19 protein-coding genes are annotated in these 19,250 nt (G+C 56.2%); 12 read left to right on the forward strand and 7 right to left on the reverse strand.

The features are described 5' to 3' along the window. Positions 1–19: 19 nt before the first annotated feature. The 5 genes from LIO98_RS12080 (at position 20) to LIO98_RS12100 (ending at position 4,290) form a co-directional block, all read left to right on the forward strand. Complete coding sequence (locus LIO98_RS12080) at positions 20–286, forward strand: substrate-binding domain-containing protein (RefSeq protein ID WP_291957553.1); 267 nt, start codon at positions 20–22, stop codon at positions 284–286. Beyond that, positions 274–1,257 (forward strand): GTP 3',8-cyclase MoaA, encoded by a 984-nt coding sequence (gene moaA, locus LIO98_RS12085; RefSeq protein WP_291957482.1) that lies wholly within the window; start codon positions 274–276, stop codon positions 1,255–1,257. The genes LIO98_RS12080 and moaA overlap by 13 nt, the downstream gene beginning before the upstream one ends. A gap of 3 nt (positions 1,258–1,260) precedes the next feature. Then, positions 1,261–1,782, forward strand: coding sequence for a cyclic pyranopterin monophosphate synthase MoaC (gene moaC / locus LIO98_RS12090; RefSeq protein ID WP_291957485.1), 522 nt, complete (start codon positions 1,261–1,263; stop codon positions 1,780–1,782). Beyond that, the gene (locus tag LIO98_RS12095; protein ID WP_291957488.1) at positions 1,779–2,606 is read left to right on the forward strand and encodes a MogA/MoaB family molybdenum cofactor biosynthesis protein; all 828 of its coding nucleotides are present in this window, start codon (positions 1,779–1,781) and stop codon (positions 2,604–2,606) included. Before moaC ends, LIO98_RS12095 begins: the two co-directional genes overlap by 4 nt. Positions 2,607–3,114: 508 nt before the next feature. Then, positions 3,115–4,290 carry an ATP-binding protein gene (locus tag LIO98_RS12100; protein ID WP_291957491.1) on the forward strand — a complete coding sequence of 392 codons (1,176 nt, stop codon included), beginning with the start codon at positions 3,115–3,117 and terminating at the stop codon, positions 4,288–4,290. A gap of 153 nt (positions 4,291–4,443) precedes the next feature. On the opposite strand, the gene LIO98_RS12105 is transcribed toward LIO98_RS12100, so the two are convergent. After that, a complete protein-coding gene (locus tag LIO98_RS12105) occupies positions 4,444–5,202 on the reverse strand; it encodes an acyl-CoA dehydratase activase (RefSeq protein ID WP_291957493.1) in 759 nt (252 codons plus the stop codon). Beyond that, positions 5,202–6,356 carry a double-cubane-cluster-containing anaerobic reductase gene (locus LIO98_RS12110; RefSeq protein ID WP_291957496.1) on the reverse strand — a complete coding sequence of 385 codons (1,155 nt, stop codon included), beginning with the start codon at positions 6,354–6,356 and terminating at the stop codon, positions 5,202–5,204. The genes LIO98_RS12105 and LIO98_RS12110 overlap by 1 nt, the downstream gene beginning before the upstream one ends. 399 nt (positions 6,357–6,755) lie before the next feature. On the opposite strand from LIO98_RS12110, the gene rapZ reads away from it, so the two are divergent. The 7 genes from rapZ (at position 6,756) to tpiA (ending at position 15,073) form a co-directional block, all read left to right on the forward strand. Beyond that, positions 6,756–7,649, forward strand: a complete 894-nt coding sequence (rapZ, locus tag LIO98_RS12115; protein ID WP_291957498.1) for an RNase adapter RapZ — start codon at positions 6,756–6,758, stop codon at positions 7,647–7,649. Further along, positions 7,646–8,764 (forward strand): uridine diphosphate-N-acetylglucosamine-binding protein YvcK, encoded by a 1,119-nt coding sequence (gene yvcK / locus LIO98_RS12120; RefSeq protein WP_291957503.1) that lies wholly within the window; start codon positions 7,646–7,648, stop codon positions 8,762–8,764. The genes rapZ and yvcK overlap by 4 nt, the downstream gene beginning before the upstream one ends. An 11-nt stretch (positions 8,765–8,775) precedes the next feature. Continuing rightward, positions 8,776–9,690 carry a DNA-binding protein WhiA gene (whiA, locus tag LIO98_RS12125; protein ID WP_291957506.1) on the forward strand — a complete coding sequence of 305 codons (915 nt, stop codon included), beginning with the start codon at positions 8,776–8,778 and terminating at the stop codon, positions 9,688–9,690. After that, positions 9,665–11,644: an amylo-alpha-1,6-glucosidase gene (locus LIO98_RS12130; RefSeq protein WP_291957508.1), complete on the forward strand. Its 1,980-nt coding sequence runs from the start codon at positions 9,665–9,667 to the stop codon at positions 11,642–11,644. The genes whiA and LIO98_RS12130 overlap by 26 nt, the downstream gene beginning before the upstream one ends. A 231-nt stretch (positions 11,645–11,875) precedes the next feature. Beyond that, entirely contained in the window at positions 11,876–12,895 is a 1,020-nt protein-coding gene (gene gap / locus LIO98_RS12135) for a type I glyceraldehyde-3-phosphate dehydrogenase (RefSeq protein ID WP_291957510.1), read from the forward strand. Positions 12,896–12,898: 3 nt separating this feature from the next. After that, positions 12,899–14,089, forward strand: a complete 1,191-nt coding sequence (locus LIO98_RS12140; protein ID WP_291957513.1) for a phosphoglycerate kinase — start codon at positions 12,899–12,901, stop codon at positions 14,087–14,089. A gap of 198 nt (positions 14,090–14,287) precedes the next feature. Beyond that, a complete protein-coding gene (tpiA, locus tag LIO98_RS12145) occupies positions 14,288–15,073 on the forward strand; it encodes a triose-phosphate isomerase (protein WP_291957517.1) in 786 nt (261 codons plus the stop codon). 305 nt (positions 15,074–15,378) lie between these two features. Here the strand turns inward: tpiA and LIO98_RS12150 are convergent, their stop codons facing one another. From LIO98_RS12150 to nadD, 5 genes are all read right to left on the reverse strand, one after another. After that, a complete protein-coding gene (locus tag LIO98_RS12150; protein ID WP_291957519.1) occupies positions 15,379–16,296 on the reverse strand; it encodes a 2-dehydropantoate 2-reductase in 918 nt (305 codons plus the stop codon). Between the two features lie 127 nt (positions 16,297–16,423). Further along, on the reverse strand, positions 16,424–16,795 hold the full coding sequence (locus LIO98_RS12155; RefSeq protein WP_291957522.1) for an HIT family protein: 372 nt from the start codon (positions 16,793–16,795) through the stop codon (positions 16,424–16,426). 4 nt (positions 16,796–16,799) lie between these two features. Next, positions 16,800–17,168 (reverse strand): ribosome silencing factor, encoded by a 369-nt coding sequence (rsfS, locus tag LIO98_RS12160; protein WP_291957525.1) that lies wholly within the window; start codon positions 17,166–17,168, stop codon positions 16,800–16,802. A 27-nt stretch (positions 17,169–17,195) separates the two neighbouring features. Next, positions 17,196–18,623: an LCP family protein gene (locus LIO98_RS12165; protein WP_291957528.1), complete on the reverse strand. Its 1,428-nt coding sequence runs from the start codon at positions 18,621–18,623 to the stop codon at positions 17,196–17,198. A 15-nt stretch (positions 18,624–18,638) separates the two neighbouring features. Further along, entirely contained in the window at positions 18,639–19,250 is a 612-nt protein-coding gene (gene nadD / locus LIO98_RS12170; protein WP_291957531.1) for a nicotinate-nucleotide adenylyltransferase, read from the reverse strand.

The following is a 19,250-nucleotide window of genomic DNA, read 5'->3' on the forward strand; positions in this document are numbered from 1 at the left end:
GGGCGTGGCGCAGTAGAATATCAAGGGCTACTCGAAGATATGCACGACCAACATGGAGGCGGCGAACCGCGTCTACACGGGGCTGGCGGACGCCACGCTAGGCATCAAGTCCGCGGCGGACGCCCTCGGCCTCGACTTCATCCTGATCACCGAAGAACCCTATGAACTCGTCATCCCGGAAGAATATCTGGAACATCCGGGCATCATGGCCCTCCGCGCAAGCCTCGAAGACGCGGAGTGGCGTCGAAAGGTCGAAGAAATGGGTGGATACAGATGGCCGAACTGACGGAGCTCAGGGACGGCTACGGGCGGCGGCTGAACTACGTCCGCATCTCGGTGACGGACAGGTGCAACTACCGCTGCGCCTACTGCATGCCGCCGGAGGGCGTCAAATGCCTGAGCCATGAGGATATCCTGCGCTATGAGGATATCAAATTCCTCTGCCGCGTATTTGTGGAGCTGGGGGTGGGGAAGTTCCGCTTCACGGGCGGCGAGCCGCTTGTGCGCAAGGGGCTTGTGCCCTTCCTCAAGGAGCTTCACTCGGAGCTGCCGGGGATAAAGACCGCGCTCACGACGAACGCCTCGCTGCTCGGCGAATATTCGGCGCAGCTTGCGGAGGCGGGGATACATTCGCTCAACATCAGCCTCGACACCCTTGACCCGGAGAAATTCGCGCGTATCACGAGGATAGGCAGGATAGAGGGCGTATTTGAGGGCATACGCGCGGCGAAGTCCGCCGGCATCGGGAACATCAAGCTCAACGCCGTTCTCATCAGGGACTTCAACGACCGGGAGATCGCGGATATGCTCGCCTTTTCGCGGCGCGAGGGGCTGCTGCTGCGGCTTATCGAGTTTATGCCGCTTCAGGAGAGAGTCTGGGACAAGGACTCATTTATCGGCGGGGAGGAGATACTCAGGATGCTGCCCGGAGGCGACGCCTGGAAAAAGTCGACGGCCGGCGGCAGCGACGACGGCCCCGCGCAGTATTATTTCAACGAAAAGACTAGCGACACCATCGGGATCATCACCGCGGTCTCGAACCATTTCTGTAAGACCTGCAACAGACTGCGAGTCTCCGCCGAGGGAAACCTGAGAACATGCCTTTTTAACCCTCACGAAACTGCCCTAAAAGAGCTGATTCGGAGTAGGGAGACAGCCGCGCTGCGGGAGGCCATCCTGCGCGGCGTTCACGAAAAGCCACGCTGCTGGAACGACATAAACACCGGCAATCTTCAGATGTCGGGAATTGGAGGATAAAAGATGGGAGAATACACGCATTTCGACGCCGAGGGCCGTCCGAGACTCGTCGACGTCAGCGACAAAGCGGTCACCAAACGCACCGCCTGGGCCGAGGGCTGGCTCTTTCTGCCCGATGAGATATACCGGACCGTCTCGCAGGGCGCGGTGAAAAAGGGAGATCCCTTCTCGATCGCGGAGCTTGGCGGCATCATGGGGGCCAAAAGGACTCCCGACCTCATCCCGCTCTGCCATACCATCAGGCTTGACAACATCAAGGTCAAATGCGACCTGGACCATGAAAAAAAGGCCCTGAGGATCACCTGCGAGGCGACCGCCTCCGAGGTGACGGGCGTGGAGATGGAGGCGCTCACCGGCATCTCAGTCGCGGCGCTTACCTTCTACGACATGTGCAAGGGGATAGACAAGGGCATGGTGATAAAGGACATCCGCCTGCTGAGAAAGACCGGCGGCAAGAGCGGGGAATGGAACGCCGCCGGGAATTTTGTCTCGGAGTGCGCTTCCGAGGGAGGAGAGGCTAAATGAGAATACTGAGATTATGGGCGCCGTCGCTGATCGGCGACCACACACTCTGCTACATTCATACCAACCGCGAGGGCAGGACCTGTATAAACGAGGTTGAGATCCCAGTTAAGTTCGCGCGCGCGGGCGAGAGTCTCGACGGCGAAGAATACGCCGGCGCGATGACCGTCGTTCTGCCGCCGGAGGCGGAGCTCTGCGACGGCGGCTTCCTCGCCGTGGGGGAGAGGGGCGACACCCTGCTGCACTGGCAGGGTGAAAGCGCCTCCTTCAAGGTATGTACCGCGGGATTTCTCGGCGTCTCTGAAAGGGCGCAGATCTGGTCCCCGATAAGGACGGCGGTGCTCACCGTCAGCGACAAGGGCAGCCGCGGCGAGCGTATCGATACCGCGGGGCCGGAGCTTGAGCGCCTCGCCTTCGCGCAGGGCTGCGTCACCGAAGATAGAAAGATCGTCCCCGACGACCCGGATGAGATCTGCGGCGCCGTCCGCGAATGGGCGGAGAGGGGGATCAGCCTCATCCTCACCACCGGCGGCACCGGCCTCTCGCCGCGCGACAACACGCCGGAGGCGCTGCTGTCAATCGCCGACAAGGTCGTTCCCGGCTTTGGCGAGATGATGCGCATCGAGACCCTGAAATATACGCCGCGCTCATTCCTCACGCGCTCCGTAGCGGTCATAAAAGAGCGTTCGCTTATTATCGCCTTCCCCGGCAGCAAACGCGGAGCGGGGCAGTGCTTTGAGGCGGTCACTGGCGGCCTGCGTCACGCGGTGGAGACTTTGACCGGCAGCGCCGCGGAGTGTGGGAACCACGGAGAGGGCGCCCGCTAAAATTTTTCCGGGTAGCTAAGCTTTGGAGGCCATATTATCAGAGGAAAACAGACTTGCAAAGTCTATCGGCCATTTGCCGCGAAGAGAGGTCATCGCCGCGGCGATATTCCAAGTTTGTGCCGTACGCTCGGCATATCCTCCCGCAAATGGCTGCCGGTCTGTAAATACGCGAACTGTCCGGCGAGTGGATACAGCTCTGCCGTTTTGCCGTCTATCCAGATTTTGAGCTTACGCATAAAAGACTTGAAAGGGCCGCCGAAATGCTCGGCGGCTTTTCTGAAATATGCCGCCGTTCGAGGCTTTAGGTTTTTCCTGAAAGTGCGGCAGAATACAAATCCTCCGCTGGCCATACATCAGCCCCCGCGCGCGGGCTGCTTTTCTTGTGTTTGCCATGTATAGTCAACGTCGTCTAACTTTTTTTATAATTATATGATAATATAGATATGTATAGGATATTTTTAGCTTTTAACAGCGTAAAATTATTTTTGCAGCGTAAGGAGGCGGAAAGATGATTCAGATAAATCCATATACACCCGGAGCCGGACTAATGCCTCGCTGCCTTGCCGGACGCGACGAGGTTCTTGAAAAGGCGGACGAAACGCTGGCAAGGGTGGCTGCCTGTTTTACCGCGCGATCCGTCGTCTACTATGGGCTGCGCGGCGTGGGCAAGACCGTGCTGCTGAATGAGGTAGAAGAGCGTGCAAAGGATCTCGATGTTTTCTATGAACATATTGAGATAACGGAGCGGGGGAATTTTAAAAGCGCTGTTTCACTTTATACCAATAAACTGATGCGCAGAATGAGCGTTATTGAGATGGCTAAGCAGAGCGCCGGCAGAGCGTTCGGCATTCTTAAGGCCTTTCACGCCACTTACAGCCCGGACGGATCTGTCAATTTCGGCATAGAAGGGGCCGCTCCGCCCGCGGTGGGGGTCTCCGATACGGGGGATTTTAAAAACGACCTTACCGAGCTTTTTACCGCCTTGGGGGCGCTTGCCGCGAAATCTGGGCGTGGGGCCGCTTTTTTTATTGATGAAATACAGTATATGGCCGAGGCTGATTTTGAGGCGCTCATCGTAGCCCTTCACAGGGTAAGTCAGAAGGGCTATCCGCTTATTGTTTTCGCCGCCGGTTTGCCTAAAATCGCGAAGATCGCGGGGGACGTAAAATCTTATGCTGAGCGGTTATTCCGCTTTGTTCCAATTGGCTCCCTGGACAGTGAGGCGGCGCGCCTCGCGCTCTCTGAACCGGCGCTGGCATTTGACGTCCATTACGACGGCGACGCTCTCGATTATATTCTTAAAGAGACCGAATGTTATCCTTATTTTATTCAGGAGTATGGCAGGCAGGCGTGGCGCCAAATAAAAGATCACCGGATCTCGCTTCTTGGTGCGATGGCGGCTCGAGAGACTTTTGAACGTGAGCTGGATGAAAGTTTTTTCAAGGTCCGCTATGACCGCGCGACTCCCAAGGAGCTGGCCTTCATGTACGCCATGGTCGACTGCGGCGGGCGCGAGTGCGCCGTCAAAGATGTCGCCGCGCGGCTCGGCAAGTCTGTCGCGGAAATTTCGACCCTCCGGGCACAGCTGATCCACAAAGGATTTGTCTATGCCTCTGAACGAGGGGAGATAAGTTTTTCCGTACCGCAGTTTAACAGATATCTGGAGCGTAAAAGATCGGTATAATGATGATTAGGGCTCTTTAAGTTCCATAATTTAGGTCGTTAAATTTGCCGCCGGCGGCCTGTTTTTTACATTTAAGGCGAAGCGGGAGTTTTCTTTGGCCTGTGCCAAGGCTCCCGCTCTGTTTTCTTTCCGCTGTGTTTTGTCCGTTGTTCTCTACATCCCCGCGCCGATCAGCGCCGCGCCGAGGGCTCCCGCGTATTGGGCGCGTTCGGGGATCATCACTCGGCGTTTCGTCTTTTTTTCGATCAGCTTTCCGAGCAGGCTGTTCTGCGCGCAGCCGCCGGTGAAGCAGATGTCCCCGTAATCAGATATCCGCGAAATGAGGTTTGCCGCGCGCTGGGCCACGGAGTCCAGCAGGCCGATGCAGATGGACTCTTTCGCCACGCCCTGAGCCAGCAGGCCGATGACCTCGGACTCCGCGAAGACGGTGCACATGTTGTTTATCGGCTGGAAGGGCGTATTCTCCGGGACCGCGGCGAAGTCCGGGAGCGAACAGCCGAGGTGTACCGCCATGTTCTGGAGGAAGCGTCCCGTGCCGGCGGCGCACTTATCGTTCATGAGGAAGTCTGTGACTCTGCCGTCGGGGCCGAGAGTTATCACCTTTGAGTCCTGTCCGCCGATGTCGAGCACGGTCGAAGCCTCCGGCGCGAGGTAGTGCGCGCCCGCGGCGTGGCAGGTGATCTCCGTGACGCGCTTGTCGGCCTGGAAGACGTTTCTCCCGTAGCCGGTCGCCGTGACGTGAAGATCCTCGTTTTTAAGTATATGTCCGCGTCTCCTCACCTGAGCCACCGCCTTTGCCGCGCTCTCCCCAGGCGTCCAGCCGGTGGGGGTTAGGTAGAATTCAAAGCCGCTGCCGTTCCAGAGGACGCCCTTGGTCGCGGTGGAGCCGATGTCGATGCCGATGCTGGCCATCACAGCATCTCCGTGAAGGCGCCGAACCTGGTGGCGAGCTGCCCGAGATCGCCCTGCGAATAGTCGGTCTCCACCGCGATGTATGGGATGCCCTCGCCGGCGAGGAACTGGCGGATGGAGTAGGACTCGACGTTGTATGTGTGGCAGGCCTGAAGGATGACGTCTACGACGCCGTCGGCGCGGTATCTTTCGGCGTAGCGGCGCAGAAGCTCTTCGCGTCCCTCGTTGGGCGACATGACGGAGCAGGGTATGGAGAGGTATTTTTCCGCGAGCGCGTCAAGCGGGGCGATATCCTCCCGGACCTTATAGTGCGAGCATTTGAGGTTGCCGCAGTTTTCAAAGCCGACAACGAGAGAGGCACATTCAGGAGATTCGAGGATGTCGACGATCTTTTCCAAGGATTTTCCCATCGGGCAGCCCGTGATGAGGATACGGTGGGCGGCGATGTCCTGACGGCGCTGGCCGTCGATGTAATTTTCCAGTATTTTATCGACGAGTTCATTGACCTTCGCCACGCTCTTTCCATAGTCGAAGGTGAATTTGAGATAGTCGGATACGAGCATGATCTCCTTGCCCGTTACTACGGCGTCAGGCAGCTTTGAAAGGTCATAGAAGCGCATCGCCGCGGCGTGCATCGAGTTTCTGAGCGCTATTGACTCCGCGAGCTTTTCGTCGGTTATCTCCGTGCCGCAGAGCTCTTCGAGCGCCTCTTTGAGCGCGATGATCTCCCCCTTCCAGAGTTCGAGGCTCATGGGGTGCTCCCTGCGCTGCGGCAGCTGCATGACGTGGGTTGGGCGCAGCTTTCCGAGCAGTTCGTACATCTTCTTTTTACCGTCGCAGGTTGTCTCTCCGACGACCATGTCGCAGAAATGGAAGTAGGGACAGGTGTCGGTTAGCGCGAAGCCGTAGCTGGACTTTATGAGCGGACAGAGGTTGCGCGGCAGGTGTTTTTCCGCAGCCGCGATCGGTTTGTCGCTGGTGCTGCACAATGAGACGGAGATACCGCCCGCGGCGTTGACGAGCTCCCACGGCGTAAACGTGCAGTAGGTGCCGATCACCGGACGGCCCGCCTCCTTAAGTTCCTTCACGGCTACGGGGCCGTTGTGGACGGCCTCGCGCATTTCATCAAATATTTGGTCTATATTATTGTACATATAATGCTCCCCCTTTTATCTGGCCGGTTTTCTGTTTTATGGCGCGCTGCATAAAGAGGCGCGCGCGGCAGATAAAGTAAGAGGGTAAGAATGGTTTCGAGGATTTACCGGAGGCCTCCGCGCCGCGCGCTCACTATAGACAGCAATGCAGTCCCTGCATCAAGACCGGCTCAGGTAAAAAATATCGCTGTGCGCAGCATCTGGCTTCACCTCCAAGAATAACTTTGGATATTCTACTATATAATGCCTCCGGCGATAAACATAACGCGGCAAGATTTGTTATAATGCACATAAAGGAAGATATGCATTATTCCCGTTGCCTGTTCCGTTATCTGTTATAGTATCCTGATATACGGATCTTCAGCGCGGGAATGCAAAAACCGCCTCCGGCAAAGAGAGATGATTTACTTGGAAAGAAAAAGAGAGATCAAACGCTGCATCATAATTACCGGCATGTCGGGCGCGGGAAAGTCATCCGCCCTAAATGTCTTTGAGGACCAGGGCTTCTACGCGATAGACAATCTGCCCCCCACACTTCTGCCGCAGCTTCTCGAGGTGCTTGAGGGCCATCAGTCCGCGGTGCGTAACGGCGTCACGGCGGTGGTCGACGTCCGCGGCCAGGACCTGCTGAACGACCTCGTCAACGTAGCCGCCCGGTTCCGGGAGAAAAACGTCCATACGGAGATACTCTTTGTGGATTCCTCCGATGAGGCGCTTGTGCGCCGCTTTGAGACGACACGCAGACGCCATCCGCTCGCAGAGGGGATGACGATACTTCAGGGAATCCAGAACGAAAGGGAACTTTTAAACGGTATTATAAAAAATGCCGATATAGTCATAGATACAACCGGGCTCAAACTGCCCGATTTCAAAATACGGCTTCTTGAGGCCACGGGGATGTCGATGGAGGAGCCGGCGGTGATCGTCAGCTCTTTCGGCTTTAAGTACGGGGCGCCGCAGGATGCCGACTATATCCTTGACGTCCGCTTCCTGCCCAATCCAAACTATGTAGACGAGCTTCATCAGCTTTCAGGACGTGACGAACCGGTGGTGAGATACCTGAAGGGCTTTCCCGCGCTGGGGGAATTTCTCTCGCGCGCGGAGCCGCTGCTCGACTATGTCTCTTCGGTCTACTGCGACACGGGCAAAAAGCAGCTGCATATCTGTATCGGCTGCACTGGAGGGCGGCACCGTTCCGTAGCCGTCACGGAGATCCTTGGAGCCTACCTGGAGGCGGCAGGCCGGCGCGTCAAGGTGCAGCACCGTGATGTGGATAAAGGAAACCTCTGGTGAACGCCGTTCTCTGGATACTCACCTTCATAATAGCCTTTATGCTTGGCGGGGCGGCCGTCTACTTTATAGCGCCCAAACGGCGCAGATTCTGGAGGCGGCCCGCGGAGCGCCACCGCATCATGTCGAACGCCCTTGAGTACAGACTCTCGCTGGGGCCGCGCGTCGTCGCGATCGGCGGCGGCACGGGGCTTTCAACGCTGCTTGGCGGCCTTAAGGGCTTCACCCGGAATATCACGGCGGTGGTCGCCGTCACTGACGAGGGCGGCAGCTCCGGGAGGCTGCGCCAGGAGTGGGGCATGTTGCCCCCGGGAGATATCCGCAACTGTATCGTCGCGCTCGCGGAGAACGACAGCTCGCTGAACAGCCTGCTCAATTTCCGCTTCGACCGCGGCGAGCTTAAAGGGCACAGTTTGGGAAACCTCATCCTGCTCGCGACGACAGAGATGATGGGCGATTTCCAGCGCGCCGTGGAGGAGCTGAACAAGCTCCTCGCCATACGCGGGCAGGTGCTGCCCGTAACGACGGATAATGTGACGCTCAAGGGAGAGACCACTGACGGCAGGCTGGTCTCCGGCGAGCTTGAGATATCGGATAACGGCAGTCAGCTGGCGAAGCTATGGATAGAGCCTGCGGACGCCGAGGCGCTGACCGGCGTAAAACAGGCCTTCGCCGAGGCTGAGATCATCGTGCTCGGGCCCGGAAGCCTCTTCACCAGCGTGCTTCCGAACCTTCTGCTCAGCGATATGGCGAAGCTGCTTCGAGATACTAAGGTCCCCATCGTCTATATCGCGAATCTGATGACGCAGCCGAAGGAGACGGAGGGCATGAACATCGTCGCCCATGTCGACTGGATAACCGGCGTTCTGGGGACCGTCCCCGATTATGTGCTCGCTAACCAGTCCGCGATACCGGCGGAATTTCTTTCACGCTACAGCAAGATCGGCGCGGAGCCTCTATACCTCTCCGCGAAAGAGGAAAATTATTTGGAGTCGCTCGGAACGACGGTGGTCTACGGCGATTACTGTGAGATAAGAAACGGGAAGTACCTGCGGCATAACGCGCAGAACCTCTCGGAGACGATCATGGAACTTATCCGCGAGAACAGGAAGAGCTGAGGGCGCATATAATGGAAGGTCTGAATCATACCATCTGGGACGAGTGGGGCGCGCTTCCGGTCTCCCAGCCGGTAAAAGACGAGGCGGCCGGAATCATCGACGGCATGAGTTATAATGTGGAGGGCGAAGATTATCTCTTCACCTCGCCCCGCCTCTTCGTCGTGCGGCGGCTGATGCGTCTCTGGGGAGAGTGCGAATGGAGTGGCCCGGCTGACGGAGAGGGCATCCGCCTTATCCACACGCAGCAGAGGGGCCGGATCGTATTCTCCATCGGCAGGCGCGCGGCGACGGAGATATTCGCCGTCACAAACGCGATGGCGAAGCGCACGCGAAATTGGAACTGGGTACGCGGTCTCTTTGGGAGCTGCGGCGCGCTCTATATACCGAGGGCGGGATATTATCTGGTCATCCGGCCGCCGGCGGGGAAGGGCTCCGCGGAGCGCGTTCAGGCGATATTGAAATCCTGCGGCTTCACGGTCGGCGTGAGAAAGAAGATGGAGTGCCGCGAACTGATGCTGAGAGACCAGCAGCAGATTGTCACCTTTCTCTCTCGCATAGGGCTCGTTAAGACGGCCCTCGACCTCGAGGAGACGGCGATTTACCGTTCGATGAGGAGCCACGCCAATAAGCTCGTGAACTGCGACGCCGCGAACATCAATAAGAGCCTGGAGGCGGCCCGCCTCCAGATGGAGCTGATCCGTCAGATGGAGGACCTTGGAATAGTGGAAGAGCTTCCAGCGCCGCTTTTTGAGCTGGTAATGGCGCGGAAGAAAAATCCGAGCATAACTTTAAAAGAACTTGGACAAACTTTACCGAGACCAATTAGCAAAAGTACGGTAGAATATAGGTGGCGGAAATTAGAAACCATGCTAAGAAAGCAATCAAAGGGGGATGATGCCAATGTACTTAGGAAAGGCAGACGTTAACACCTATGACAAAGGCGCCGGGAGGGAGTTCCTTGTCTCCAACGGGCGCGGAAGCTACGGGTTTTCCACAGTCATAGGGGCGAACACAAGGAGAGAGCACGGCCTTCTCGTAGTGAGGCCTGAAAGCGAAAGGCAGCACTCGGTCCTGGTCAGCAAAATTGAAGAGACCATTTTTGACCGCAATAAGAAATACCAGCTCTCAACGAACCGTTACAAGGATCTGGTTTATCCGGACGGTTACAGGTATCTACAGGAATATCAGGGAAATCCATTCCCAAGTATACTTTTTGTAATTCATAGTATCCTCCTCAAAAAATCGATTTTTATGCCGCATGGAAAAGAATGCACGGTAATAAAGTATGAGCTTTTGGCAGCTCCTGATAAGGTCCGCCTTGATCTGTGCCCGCTCTTCGCCCACAGGCTGAGCGATACTGTATGCCCTGAATCGGGTAAGACCGAATTCAGCGTATCCTCCGACGACGCGCACAGCATCAGCGTAAAGGGCAGGGGACACGCCAGCTGCTGCTCGGCCACGGCCGGCACCTGGTCGCTGAAGCCCCTCTGGTTTGAAAACCTCATCTACGAGCAGGACGACCGTCCAGAATCCGCCGGCGTCGACCATCTGTGGTCGCCGGGATTCATCTCCAACGAGATATCCGAGGGCGACGTGGTCTATGTGGTGCTCTCCGAGAAGCCGCAGAGCTTCACGCTCAAAGAGCTTGCCGCCATGGAAAAAGAGACGGCGGAGAGATTTGAAAATATCCTCGAGCAGGCGAATATACCCGCCCTCAACAGCGCTGAGCAGGATATGATCGTATCCTCGTACCATCTCGTCGACGACCGCCCAGAGAGCATCGCCCCTATCTATACCGGCTATCCCTCAGTCGATACGAAGGCGCGCGACACCTTTATCTCGCTACCCGGACTGCTTCTCGCCACCGGCAGGGAAGCGGTAGCGGCGAAGACGCTAAAATACTGGCTTGAGATCGCCGAGAAAAACGGCTGGGTCATGCCCGAGAAATTCGCCGACGACGGCTCCTGTGAATTTGGCTGCATCGACAACGGACTCTGGTTCGTATACGCGGCGGACAAATACCTCACGCACCATAAAGAGGCTGACGCTCAGGACAGAGCGGCGTTCGCCCGCGCGATAAAAGAGATCGTCGAAAAATATATTTCCGGCGCCGCCGAGCTTGACGCGGTATGCGACCCGAATATGCTCCTCCGCATGACCTCGGCGCATCCATCAAGATACTGGATGAACGCCGTGGCCGGCGACGAAGTCGTTGTTCCGCGCAAGGGATACCTCGTAGAGGTCAACGCCCTTTGGTATAACGCGCTGAAATGCGCCGCAAAATACGCGCTTGAGTGCGGCTGCGCCGATTCGGCGAAAAAGTATGAAGAGGCGGCGGAGAAGTGTGCCAAGTCCTTCAACGATACCTTCTGGAGCTTTGATATGAAAGGCCTCTACGACAGCGTCGATCCGGAGACCTTCAAAAACGACGGCACGATCCGCCCGAACCAGATACTGGCGGCTTCGCTGCCCTTCAGCCCGCTCTCGCCGGAGGCGGCGCAGAATGTGGTGCGCCTCTGCTGGAACGAGCTCTACACGACATACGGACTCCGTACCCTCGACCCGCGCCATGACAAGTTCAAGGGCCGTTCCGAGGGACGCCTGGACCAGCGCCTCAAGGCCCGCTACCGCGGCATGGCCTGGACATGGCTGCTGGGGCAGTTCATCACCGCCTACCTCAAGAACAACCCCTCGCGTAAGGATCTCGGCTGGATATTCGTCCGTCCGTTCAACTCGCACCTGCGCCACGGATGCCTCGGCGGAGTGGCCGAACTCTTCGACGGCATGATGCCCTACCGTCCGCACGGAGACGTCCTCAGCGCCGTATCGCTCGGAGAGCTCCTGCGCGTGCTGCATGAGAACCTTGAGGTCAGCGAATAAAACAGGCAGCCGCCGGCCAGCGTGACATACGTTTTTGTATTGCAGAATGTTTGCGGTTCAATCGGTGTCTGTATAAGTCGGACGAATAAAAAATAAGCGTTAATTTACAAAAATAGAATTTTTTGTTTGACATAAACGTAATATAGTAGCACAATCATAAAAGAAGGATAAATACTAGGTTTATCCCTCTTTTCACAAGGTATTGGTAAAAATTCTAAGGAGGCACTTACAATGGCTAAGTACAAGGTTGCAATCAACGGGTTTGGACGTATCGGACGTCTTTCTCTTCGCGCGTTTTTCACGAACGGGAAAGATAATGAATTTGAAATAGTGGCGATAAACGACCTCACACCGCCGGCATCTCTTGCATATCTGCTTAAGTATGACTCAGTATTCCGCCGTTTCCCCGGCACAGTTGAAGTCGACGGCGACTACCTCGTCGTAAACGGACAGCGGATCAAGGCCCTTGCGGAGCCCGATCCCGCGAAACTGCCCTGGAAAGAGATGGGCGTAGACCTTGTCATAGAGTCGACCGGCCGCTACACGGACGCCAATCAGGCGAAGGCGCACATCGAAGCCGGCGCGAAAAAGGTCATCATCTCGGCTCCCGCCAAGAACCATGACGCCACGATAGTTATGGGTGTCAACGAGGGCGTCTACGATCCTAAGAAAGACAACATCATCTCCAACGCCTCCTGCACGACAAACTGCCTTGCTCCTGTCTGCAAAGTCCTCCAGGACAAGTTTGGCATCAAAGAGGGGCTCATGAACACCATCCACGCATACACGAACGACCAGAAGACGCTCGACTTCCCGCACAAGAACCTCTCGCGCGGCAGAGCGGCGGCCCTTTCGATCATACCGACCAGCACCGGAGCCGCGAAGGCGATCTCCGAGGTCATGCCGGAGCTCAAAGGCAAGCTCAACGGCTTTGCGCTCCGCGTACCGACCCCCGACGTTTCGGTAGTCGACCTCACCGTAGTCCTCGAGAAGCCGGCGACGGTGGACGAAGTCAACGCGGCGATGAAAGAGGCGGCCGAGGGCCCGCTTAAGGGAATACTCGAGTACGAGCCTGAAGACCTCGTGTCGATGGACTTCGTCGGTGACACCAATTCGTCGATATTCGCGCCGATGCACACCATGTCCATGGGAGACAGAATGATAAAGCTCCTCTCATGGTACGATAACGAGTGCGGATACAGCAACAGAGTCATCGACCTCGCGAACTACATCTTCAAAAAGGGACTTTAAGCCATGCGCCTGAAGACCTTTTCACCATCGGAGGTAGCGGGGAAAAAGGTTCTGGTGAGGGTGGACTTCAACGTCCCCCTCGCCGACGGCAGGGTCAGCGACGATACGCGCATCAAGGCCCACCTTCCGACGCTTACGGCTCTGCGTGAGGCGGGCGCGAAGGTTGCCCTGATCTCACATCTCGGCAGGCCGAAGGGAACCTTCAACCTTAAATACACACTGGAACCCGTAGGCGAGGAGCTTGCGAAGCTCACGGGCTGGCTCGTGCGTTTCGTCCCCGACTGCGTGGGTGAAAAGGTTGACGAGGCCGTAGCCTCCTGGAGAGACGGCGAAGTGCTGCTGCTGGAGAACGTCCGTTTCTATCCCGAAGAGGAGAAAAACGACATCGAATTCGCCAAGCGGCTCACAAAGGACTTCGACCTCTTCGTGATGGACGCCTTCAGCGCCTCGCACAGGGCGCACGCCTCGACAAGGGCGGCGGCTGAGCTTCTGCCCTCATATTCAGGCAAACTCATCGACCGTGAGATCACGATGCTCTCCGCGGCGCGCGACGAACCGAAGAAACCCTTCGTCCTCATCCTCGGCGGCGCTAAGGTCTCCGACAAGATAGCGGTGGTGGAGAATATGCTTAAAAAGGTCGATACCATCCTTATCGGCGGCGGCATGGCCTTCACCTTCCTCAAGGCGCAGGGCAAAGAGATCGGTAAATCGCTCTGCGAGACCGAGAAGCTCGACTTCGCGGCCAGGATGCTTGACGAAGCCGCGAAACTAGGTGTAAAGATCATGCTTCCGACGGATGTCGTCACCGCGCCGGAATTCAAAGTCGATTCGCCGGCGTCGGTGGTCTCCGCGGGGGCCATTCCCGCCGATCAGATGGGGCTTGACATCGGTCCAGCGACCGCCGGGCTATTCGCGAAAGAGATAACGGCGGCTAAGACCGTGCTCTGGAACGGACCGATGGGCGTCTTTGAGATGCCGGCCTTCGCTAAGGGCACCGAAGCCGTGGCCAAGGCGCTCGCCGACGCCACCGCAAAGGGCGCGCTGACGGTCGTCGGCGGGGGAGACTCCGCGGCGGCGATAGCTCTCTTCAAAATGGAGGACAAGGTCTCGCACGTCTCCACGGGCGGCGGCGCAAGCCTTGAATTCTTTGAGGGGAAGAGTCTGCCGGGCATCGAGCCCTACGTTTTAGATTAGCGAAGATGAAATAAAAGATTCGAAGGGCGGATAATATCCGCCCTTTTCTGTATAAGAGTATAAGGAGCTGTGAAGGACGTAATCTTGATTCTTATACATTGGATAAATAGCTTAAAATAAAGAAATAAAACTGCCCTGAAAACAAAAATAAAAACGGTATGGCAGTCGATCATTGAGATAGAAGGGAATGTATCTAGTATGCGCAGAAAGTTTATCGCGGGCAACTGGAAGATGTTTAATGGCCCGAAGGCCACAAGTGAATTTCTTAACAAGTTCGATGCGGAGATAAAGGCCGCTCCTGAGGTACAAAAGGCCGTTGCCGACGGGAAGGAAGAGATCGCTTTCTTCGTTCCTGCCGTCTCGCTGCTCACCGCCGCCTGCGGCGCTAAAGAGATGCCGGTGATAATCGGCGCGCAGAATACACATTGGGAAAAGAGCGGCGCCTTTACGGGCGAAATATCGGTGCCGATGATCACGGAGATCGGCGCGACGCACGTCCTGATCGGCCACAGCGAGAGACGTCACATCTTCCGCGAAATAGACGAAGAGCTCAACAAAAAGGTGCACGCAGCCGTAGAGGGCGGCCTGACCGCGGTTCTTTGCGTCGGCGAGACGCTTGAGGAACGCGAATCGGGAAAGGCCTTCGAGGTCATCAAGAGACAGTTTGTCGAGGGGCTTAAGGGTATGGAGGGAAAGACCGTCGCTGAAAAGGTGATCGTCGCCTACGAACCCGTCTGGGCCATCGGTACCGGCAAGACTGCCAGCGACGCCGACGCGGAAGATATCTGCAAATTCATACGCGGCCTCGCGGCGGAATGCTACTGTGCAAAGACGGCCGATGAGCTCATCGTACTGTACGGCGGCAGCGTAAAACCTGAAAATACAATGGGCATCATCTCACAGCCGGACATCGACGGTGTGCTTGTCGGCGGAGCCTCGCTCAAACCTGAGAGCTTCATCCAGATAGTAAAGAACGCGCTGTAGATACGAAAGACAACGTTACATAACGGCAAAGATATAGGACATAAAGCGCATGAACCGCACTATATAAAAATAGCCTCATAATCAGCATCTGGCCCCTCCCGGATATTTCGAGAGGGGGTCTATGTAACATAAGATAAATTATAGGACATCATTATAAAGCGCTTCCCCATCAATACTTGAGTGTGTTAAAATGCAAAAAAGAGGGATTCTGCCACGCGTATTGCTGTGAAAGAATCCCTCTTTTTGTAATTATAAGTCGTAATCCCAAAATTCAGTTTCCGGAAGACCGACTTTAAAGTCCGTCTTTATTTTGCGGCAAAACGTTCATAGGCGGCCTTGTGGTACGGCGTCGGTACGCCGTACTGCCGTCCAAGTTCTATCATCCTGCCGATGATATGGTCGAGCTCTGTTTCGTTTGGCGGTTTGCCGCCGCTGAGGTCTCGGTAAAGCGAGCTCATCGCCTTCGGCGCCAGCTTTGAAAAATTCTCCGTATAGCGGTCAGCCATATCAGCGGGCATCGTAACTCCGGAGGCCGCCGCAACCGCGATCAGTTCGCCGGCCACGGCGCGTACCAACTCCATGTGGTCGGGATGTTCGCGGACCTTTCCCGCCGGTCCGTCACAGCAGCAAAATAGCACGCTGTTGCCGCACATCATCATATATTTATTCCAGCTGTCGGCAAGAATATCGTCCGATAACGTGGTGCCGATACCGGCCTTGTCGACGATGGCCGCAGTCTCCTCCAGCTTTTGTGGTATGCCGCCATCCCTCATGCCGAGGATGACGCTACAGGGGCCGTAGCTCTGCACTATATGCCCCGGCTGTTCCAGATGGCTGAATACGCGAATGATGCCGTCCGCCAGGAGGCACGAAGGCAGCATCGGCCTCATGATGTCGGAGACGATGACGCCGTTCAGCAGCGGTATCACCAGCGTTTCCGCTTTGATCATCGGCGCGATGGACTCACAGGCCGCCCTCAGATTGTACCCTTTGCATGAGACGAAGATGACGTCCATCAGGCCAAGCTCCTCCGCTCTGTCCGCGGCGAGCTTAGGCTGCACCGTGAAATCGCCCAGCAGGGCGGACTGTACCATGAGTCCCCTCCGGCGTATGGCGTCGAGGTTTTTCCCTCGCACGTAAAAGTAGGTCTCTGTGTGATTTTTTGCCAGCGCGCCGCCGACGATACCGCCGACGCCGCCGATACCCAGCACGGCTATTTTCATCCGTACACCTCCCGCATAGTGATGCCTAATAATATCATCTTGCAGGCGCTTTTGTACCCCCGCGTATAAAAAATCTGACGGGGCAATTCCCGTCAGATCTGGGCCGGTATTATAATCCTGCCTAACGTTATTTCTTTATATAGGCCATCTTTTCGGGGATGACACCACGGACGCCGCCAAGCGGCGACTCTGTGTCGCCCTTGTAGCGCGGTATCAGGTGCATATGGACGTGCATCACCGACTGCCCCGCGCATTCGTTGCAGTTTACCCCGAAGTTATATCCGTCGGGGTGATATTTTTCATCAAGCAGCTCTTTTCCCCTGCGAAGCAGCTCGTGCATCGCCGCCTCCTCCTGGAGAGTGACGTCGAAATAGTTTTGCACGTGCCTCTTAGGGATGATAAGCATATGACCTTCGTTTACCGGCATTACGTCGAATACCGCGTAAGCGAGCTCATTTTCCAGAACATAATCCTTGAGCCTGCAGAAGATGCATTCCATGGAGCTAATCTTCGTCCTGATCGGTGAATTTCTTCGTCGGAGCGTCGCCCCACAGTGAATCGAGTCTGTAAAAGTCGCGTCCCTCACGGCTCAGGATATTCACGATAAGGTCTCCCGCGTCGATCAGCGTCCATCTGGTACTGTTTTCACCCTCGACGCGGTACTTTGTCCCCATCTCATCGAGCATGTCGCAGGCGGTATCTTTCAGCGTCCTTGCGTTCAGCTCAGAACGGGCGATAGCTACGATAAACACATCCGCGAAGCCTGATATCTCGCTCAGGTTGTGTACGCTGACCTCCGCCGCGTGTTTATCAAGCAGCGCCTCTACCAAAGGCATGTACGGCGCGCAGAAATCTTCATTTTTTTCCGTCATTTACAGGTCACTCCTCTTTATTTTTCTTTACTGATTGCTGATCTTCAGCATATTATCCAATAATATTGTCAGTTTCTTATAGTCATGTCCCGCAATTATCGAGGCGTAAAAGGCCTGCTGGCTCGGGCGCACGAGGTTCTTGGGGATCTTAAGAAGCGTGCCGAGCTGGCGCGCCGTCGTCTTGACCTTCTCGCTGGCGTTGGTCGGATAGACGATGTTGCAGTGCTGATAGTCGAAATGTTTCGCGTTGCCGGAATGGATCACGTCGACGCCGAGCTGCTGCAGGCGTGTCGATATCTCGGCGCTCACACCGGCCTTGCCTGTTCCGTTGAGGACCGCCACCGACTCAGGCATCGACTTTATCAGGGTCATGAGCTCATCTTTGCTCATTTCATCCTTTTTATCGCCGCTCCGAGCCGCCGAAGTACCAAGCTGCCCGTTATCTTTGGCGTCCTCAGAGGCTGAGATATTGTCTCCAGCGGTCGAGAAGTGCACCTGCTTCGCATTTCTGCCGCTGCCCTCCGTAACGTCGCCGGATACCAGCGCCTCCACAGGAGCGTTGAGGAAGGCGTTTGCCGCCTTGACGTCACCGAGCCAATAGCTCAGGCGGTCGATCATCGCCGGTTCTCCCGGCAGCATGGAGAAAAACATCCGTTCGCGGCCAAGCTCGTTCTGTACAAAGCCAGCAAGCTGTACGGCAAGGGTCGGAGACATGTCCGTCTTGAATATCTTCATCGCCTGGGCCGCTAGCTCAGGGAACTTGATCAAAACGCGCGGGTCGTAGGCCTTCTTAACGAGCGCTTTGATAAACTGCTGCTGGCGCTGTATACGGCCGATGTCGCCGAGGGCGTCTTTCCTGAAGCGTACATATTTTAGGGCAGTTTTTCCATCAAGAAGCTGCCATCCCGGCTGAATATTTATATCGAGACCGCCGGCCCTGTCGACATAACGCATCCTCTTCTGGACGTCCATCTCTACCCCGCCGACCATGTCTACAAACTCGGGGAAGCTGTCGTAATCGATGACGACGTAGTAGAGTATCGGCAGGCCGAGATATTTCTCGACCGTCGCCTTTAGCAGGTCGGGGCCGCCGTAGGCGAAGGCGTGATTAAGCTTCTGCGTGCCGTGGTGCGGAATCTGCACGCGGGTATCGCGCGGCAGCGAGATTACGCGCATATTCTTGTCGTCGATATCGATAGTGACGAAGAGAATCGTGTCGGAGCGCCGCGACCCCTCAACATTGTCTTCGCCCATAACGAGGATGTTGAACCTCCCCTGCTCTTTCAGCAGCGCGGCGTAACTGTCATTCTCCTTCTTCTGGCTTTCGTTTTCAAACGCCTTGAGTATGTCGGCCTGCGATGTGTGCCACGCAAAATAGAACCGCAGCCCGGCGCCGCCGAAGATGGCAACAAGTCCGCAAATTATTATTAAAATAATAGTTCTTGAACGTCTCAAAAGTATTTCCTCCGTCTAGTTCTTATACAGGGATTTTTTTCTAATGAACTGTTCCACCGCGGATGGAACCATGAAGCGGATACTTCTGCCGTTTTTAATGCGCTCACGCAGCTCGGTGCTCGATATCGCCAGCAGCGGTATCTCAAGGGGGATTATTCTGTTGCGCAGTTCGCCCGGCAGCTCTTCCATCCTCTTGTGCGTATAGCCGTAGCGGCTGACCGCGACAAACTTGCACATATCCATGATCTCTTCCGGATTCTTCCAAGAGACGATATCCAGAACGGCGTCCAGTCCCGTGATAAAGTAAAATTCCACTCCCGCGTACTCGGGCATCGTGCGCAGCGTCCGCAGCGTGTCTATCGTGTAGCTGCTCCCTACCCTGTCGATCTCCACGCGTGAGACCTTAAAATAAGGACAGCCTACCGTGGCAAACTCCGTCATCATATAACGGTCTTCAGCGGAGGTTACCCGCTGGTTTGCCTTGTGCGGCGGCTGCCCGGTAGGGACGAATATGACCTCGGAAAGTCCGAAGGCTGCGTGAGCCTCGTCCGCGGCCAGCAGGTGGCCGTTGTGAATCGGGTCAAAGGTTCCCCCCATGATACCTATTCTGCGGTTTTCCTCGGTCAT

It is taken from the genome of Cloacibacillus sp., from assembly GCF_020860125.1.
Classification (GTDB): domain Bacteria; phylum Synergistota; class Synergistia; order Synergistales; family Synergistaceae; genus Cloacibacillus.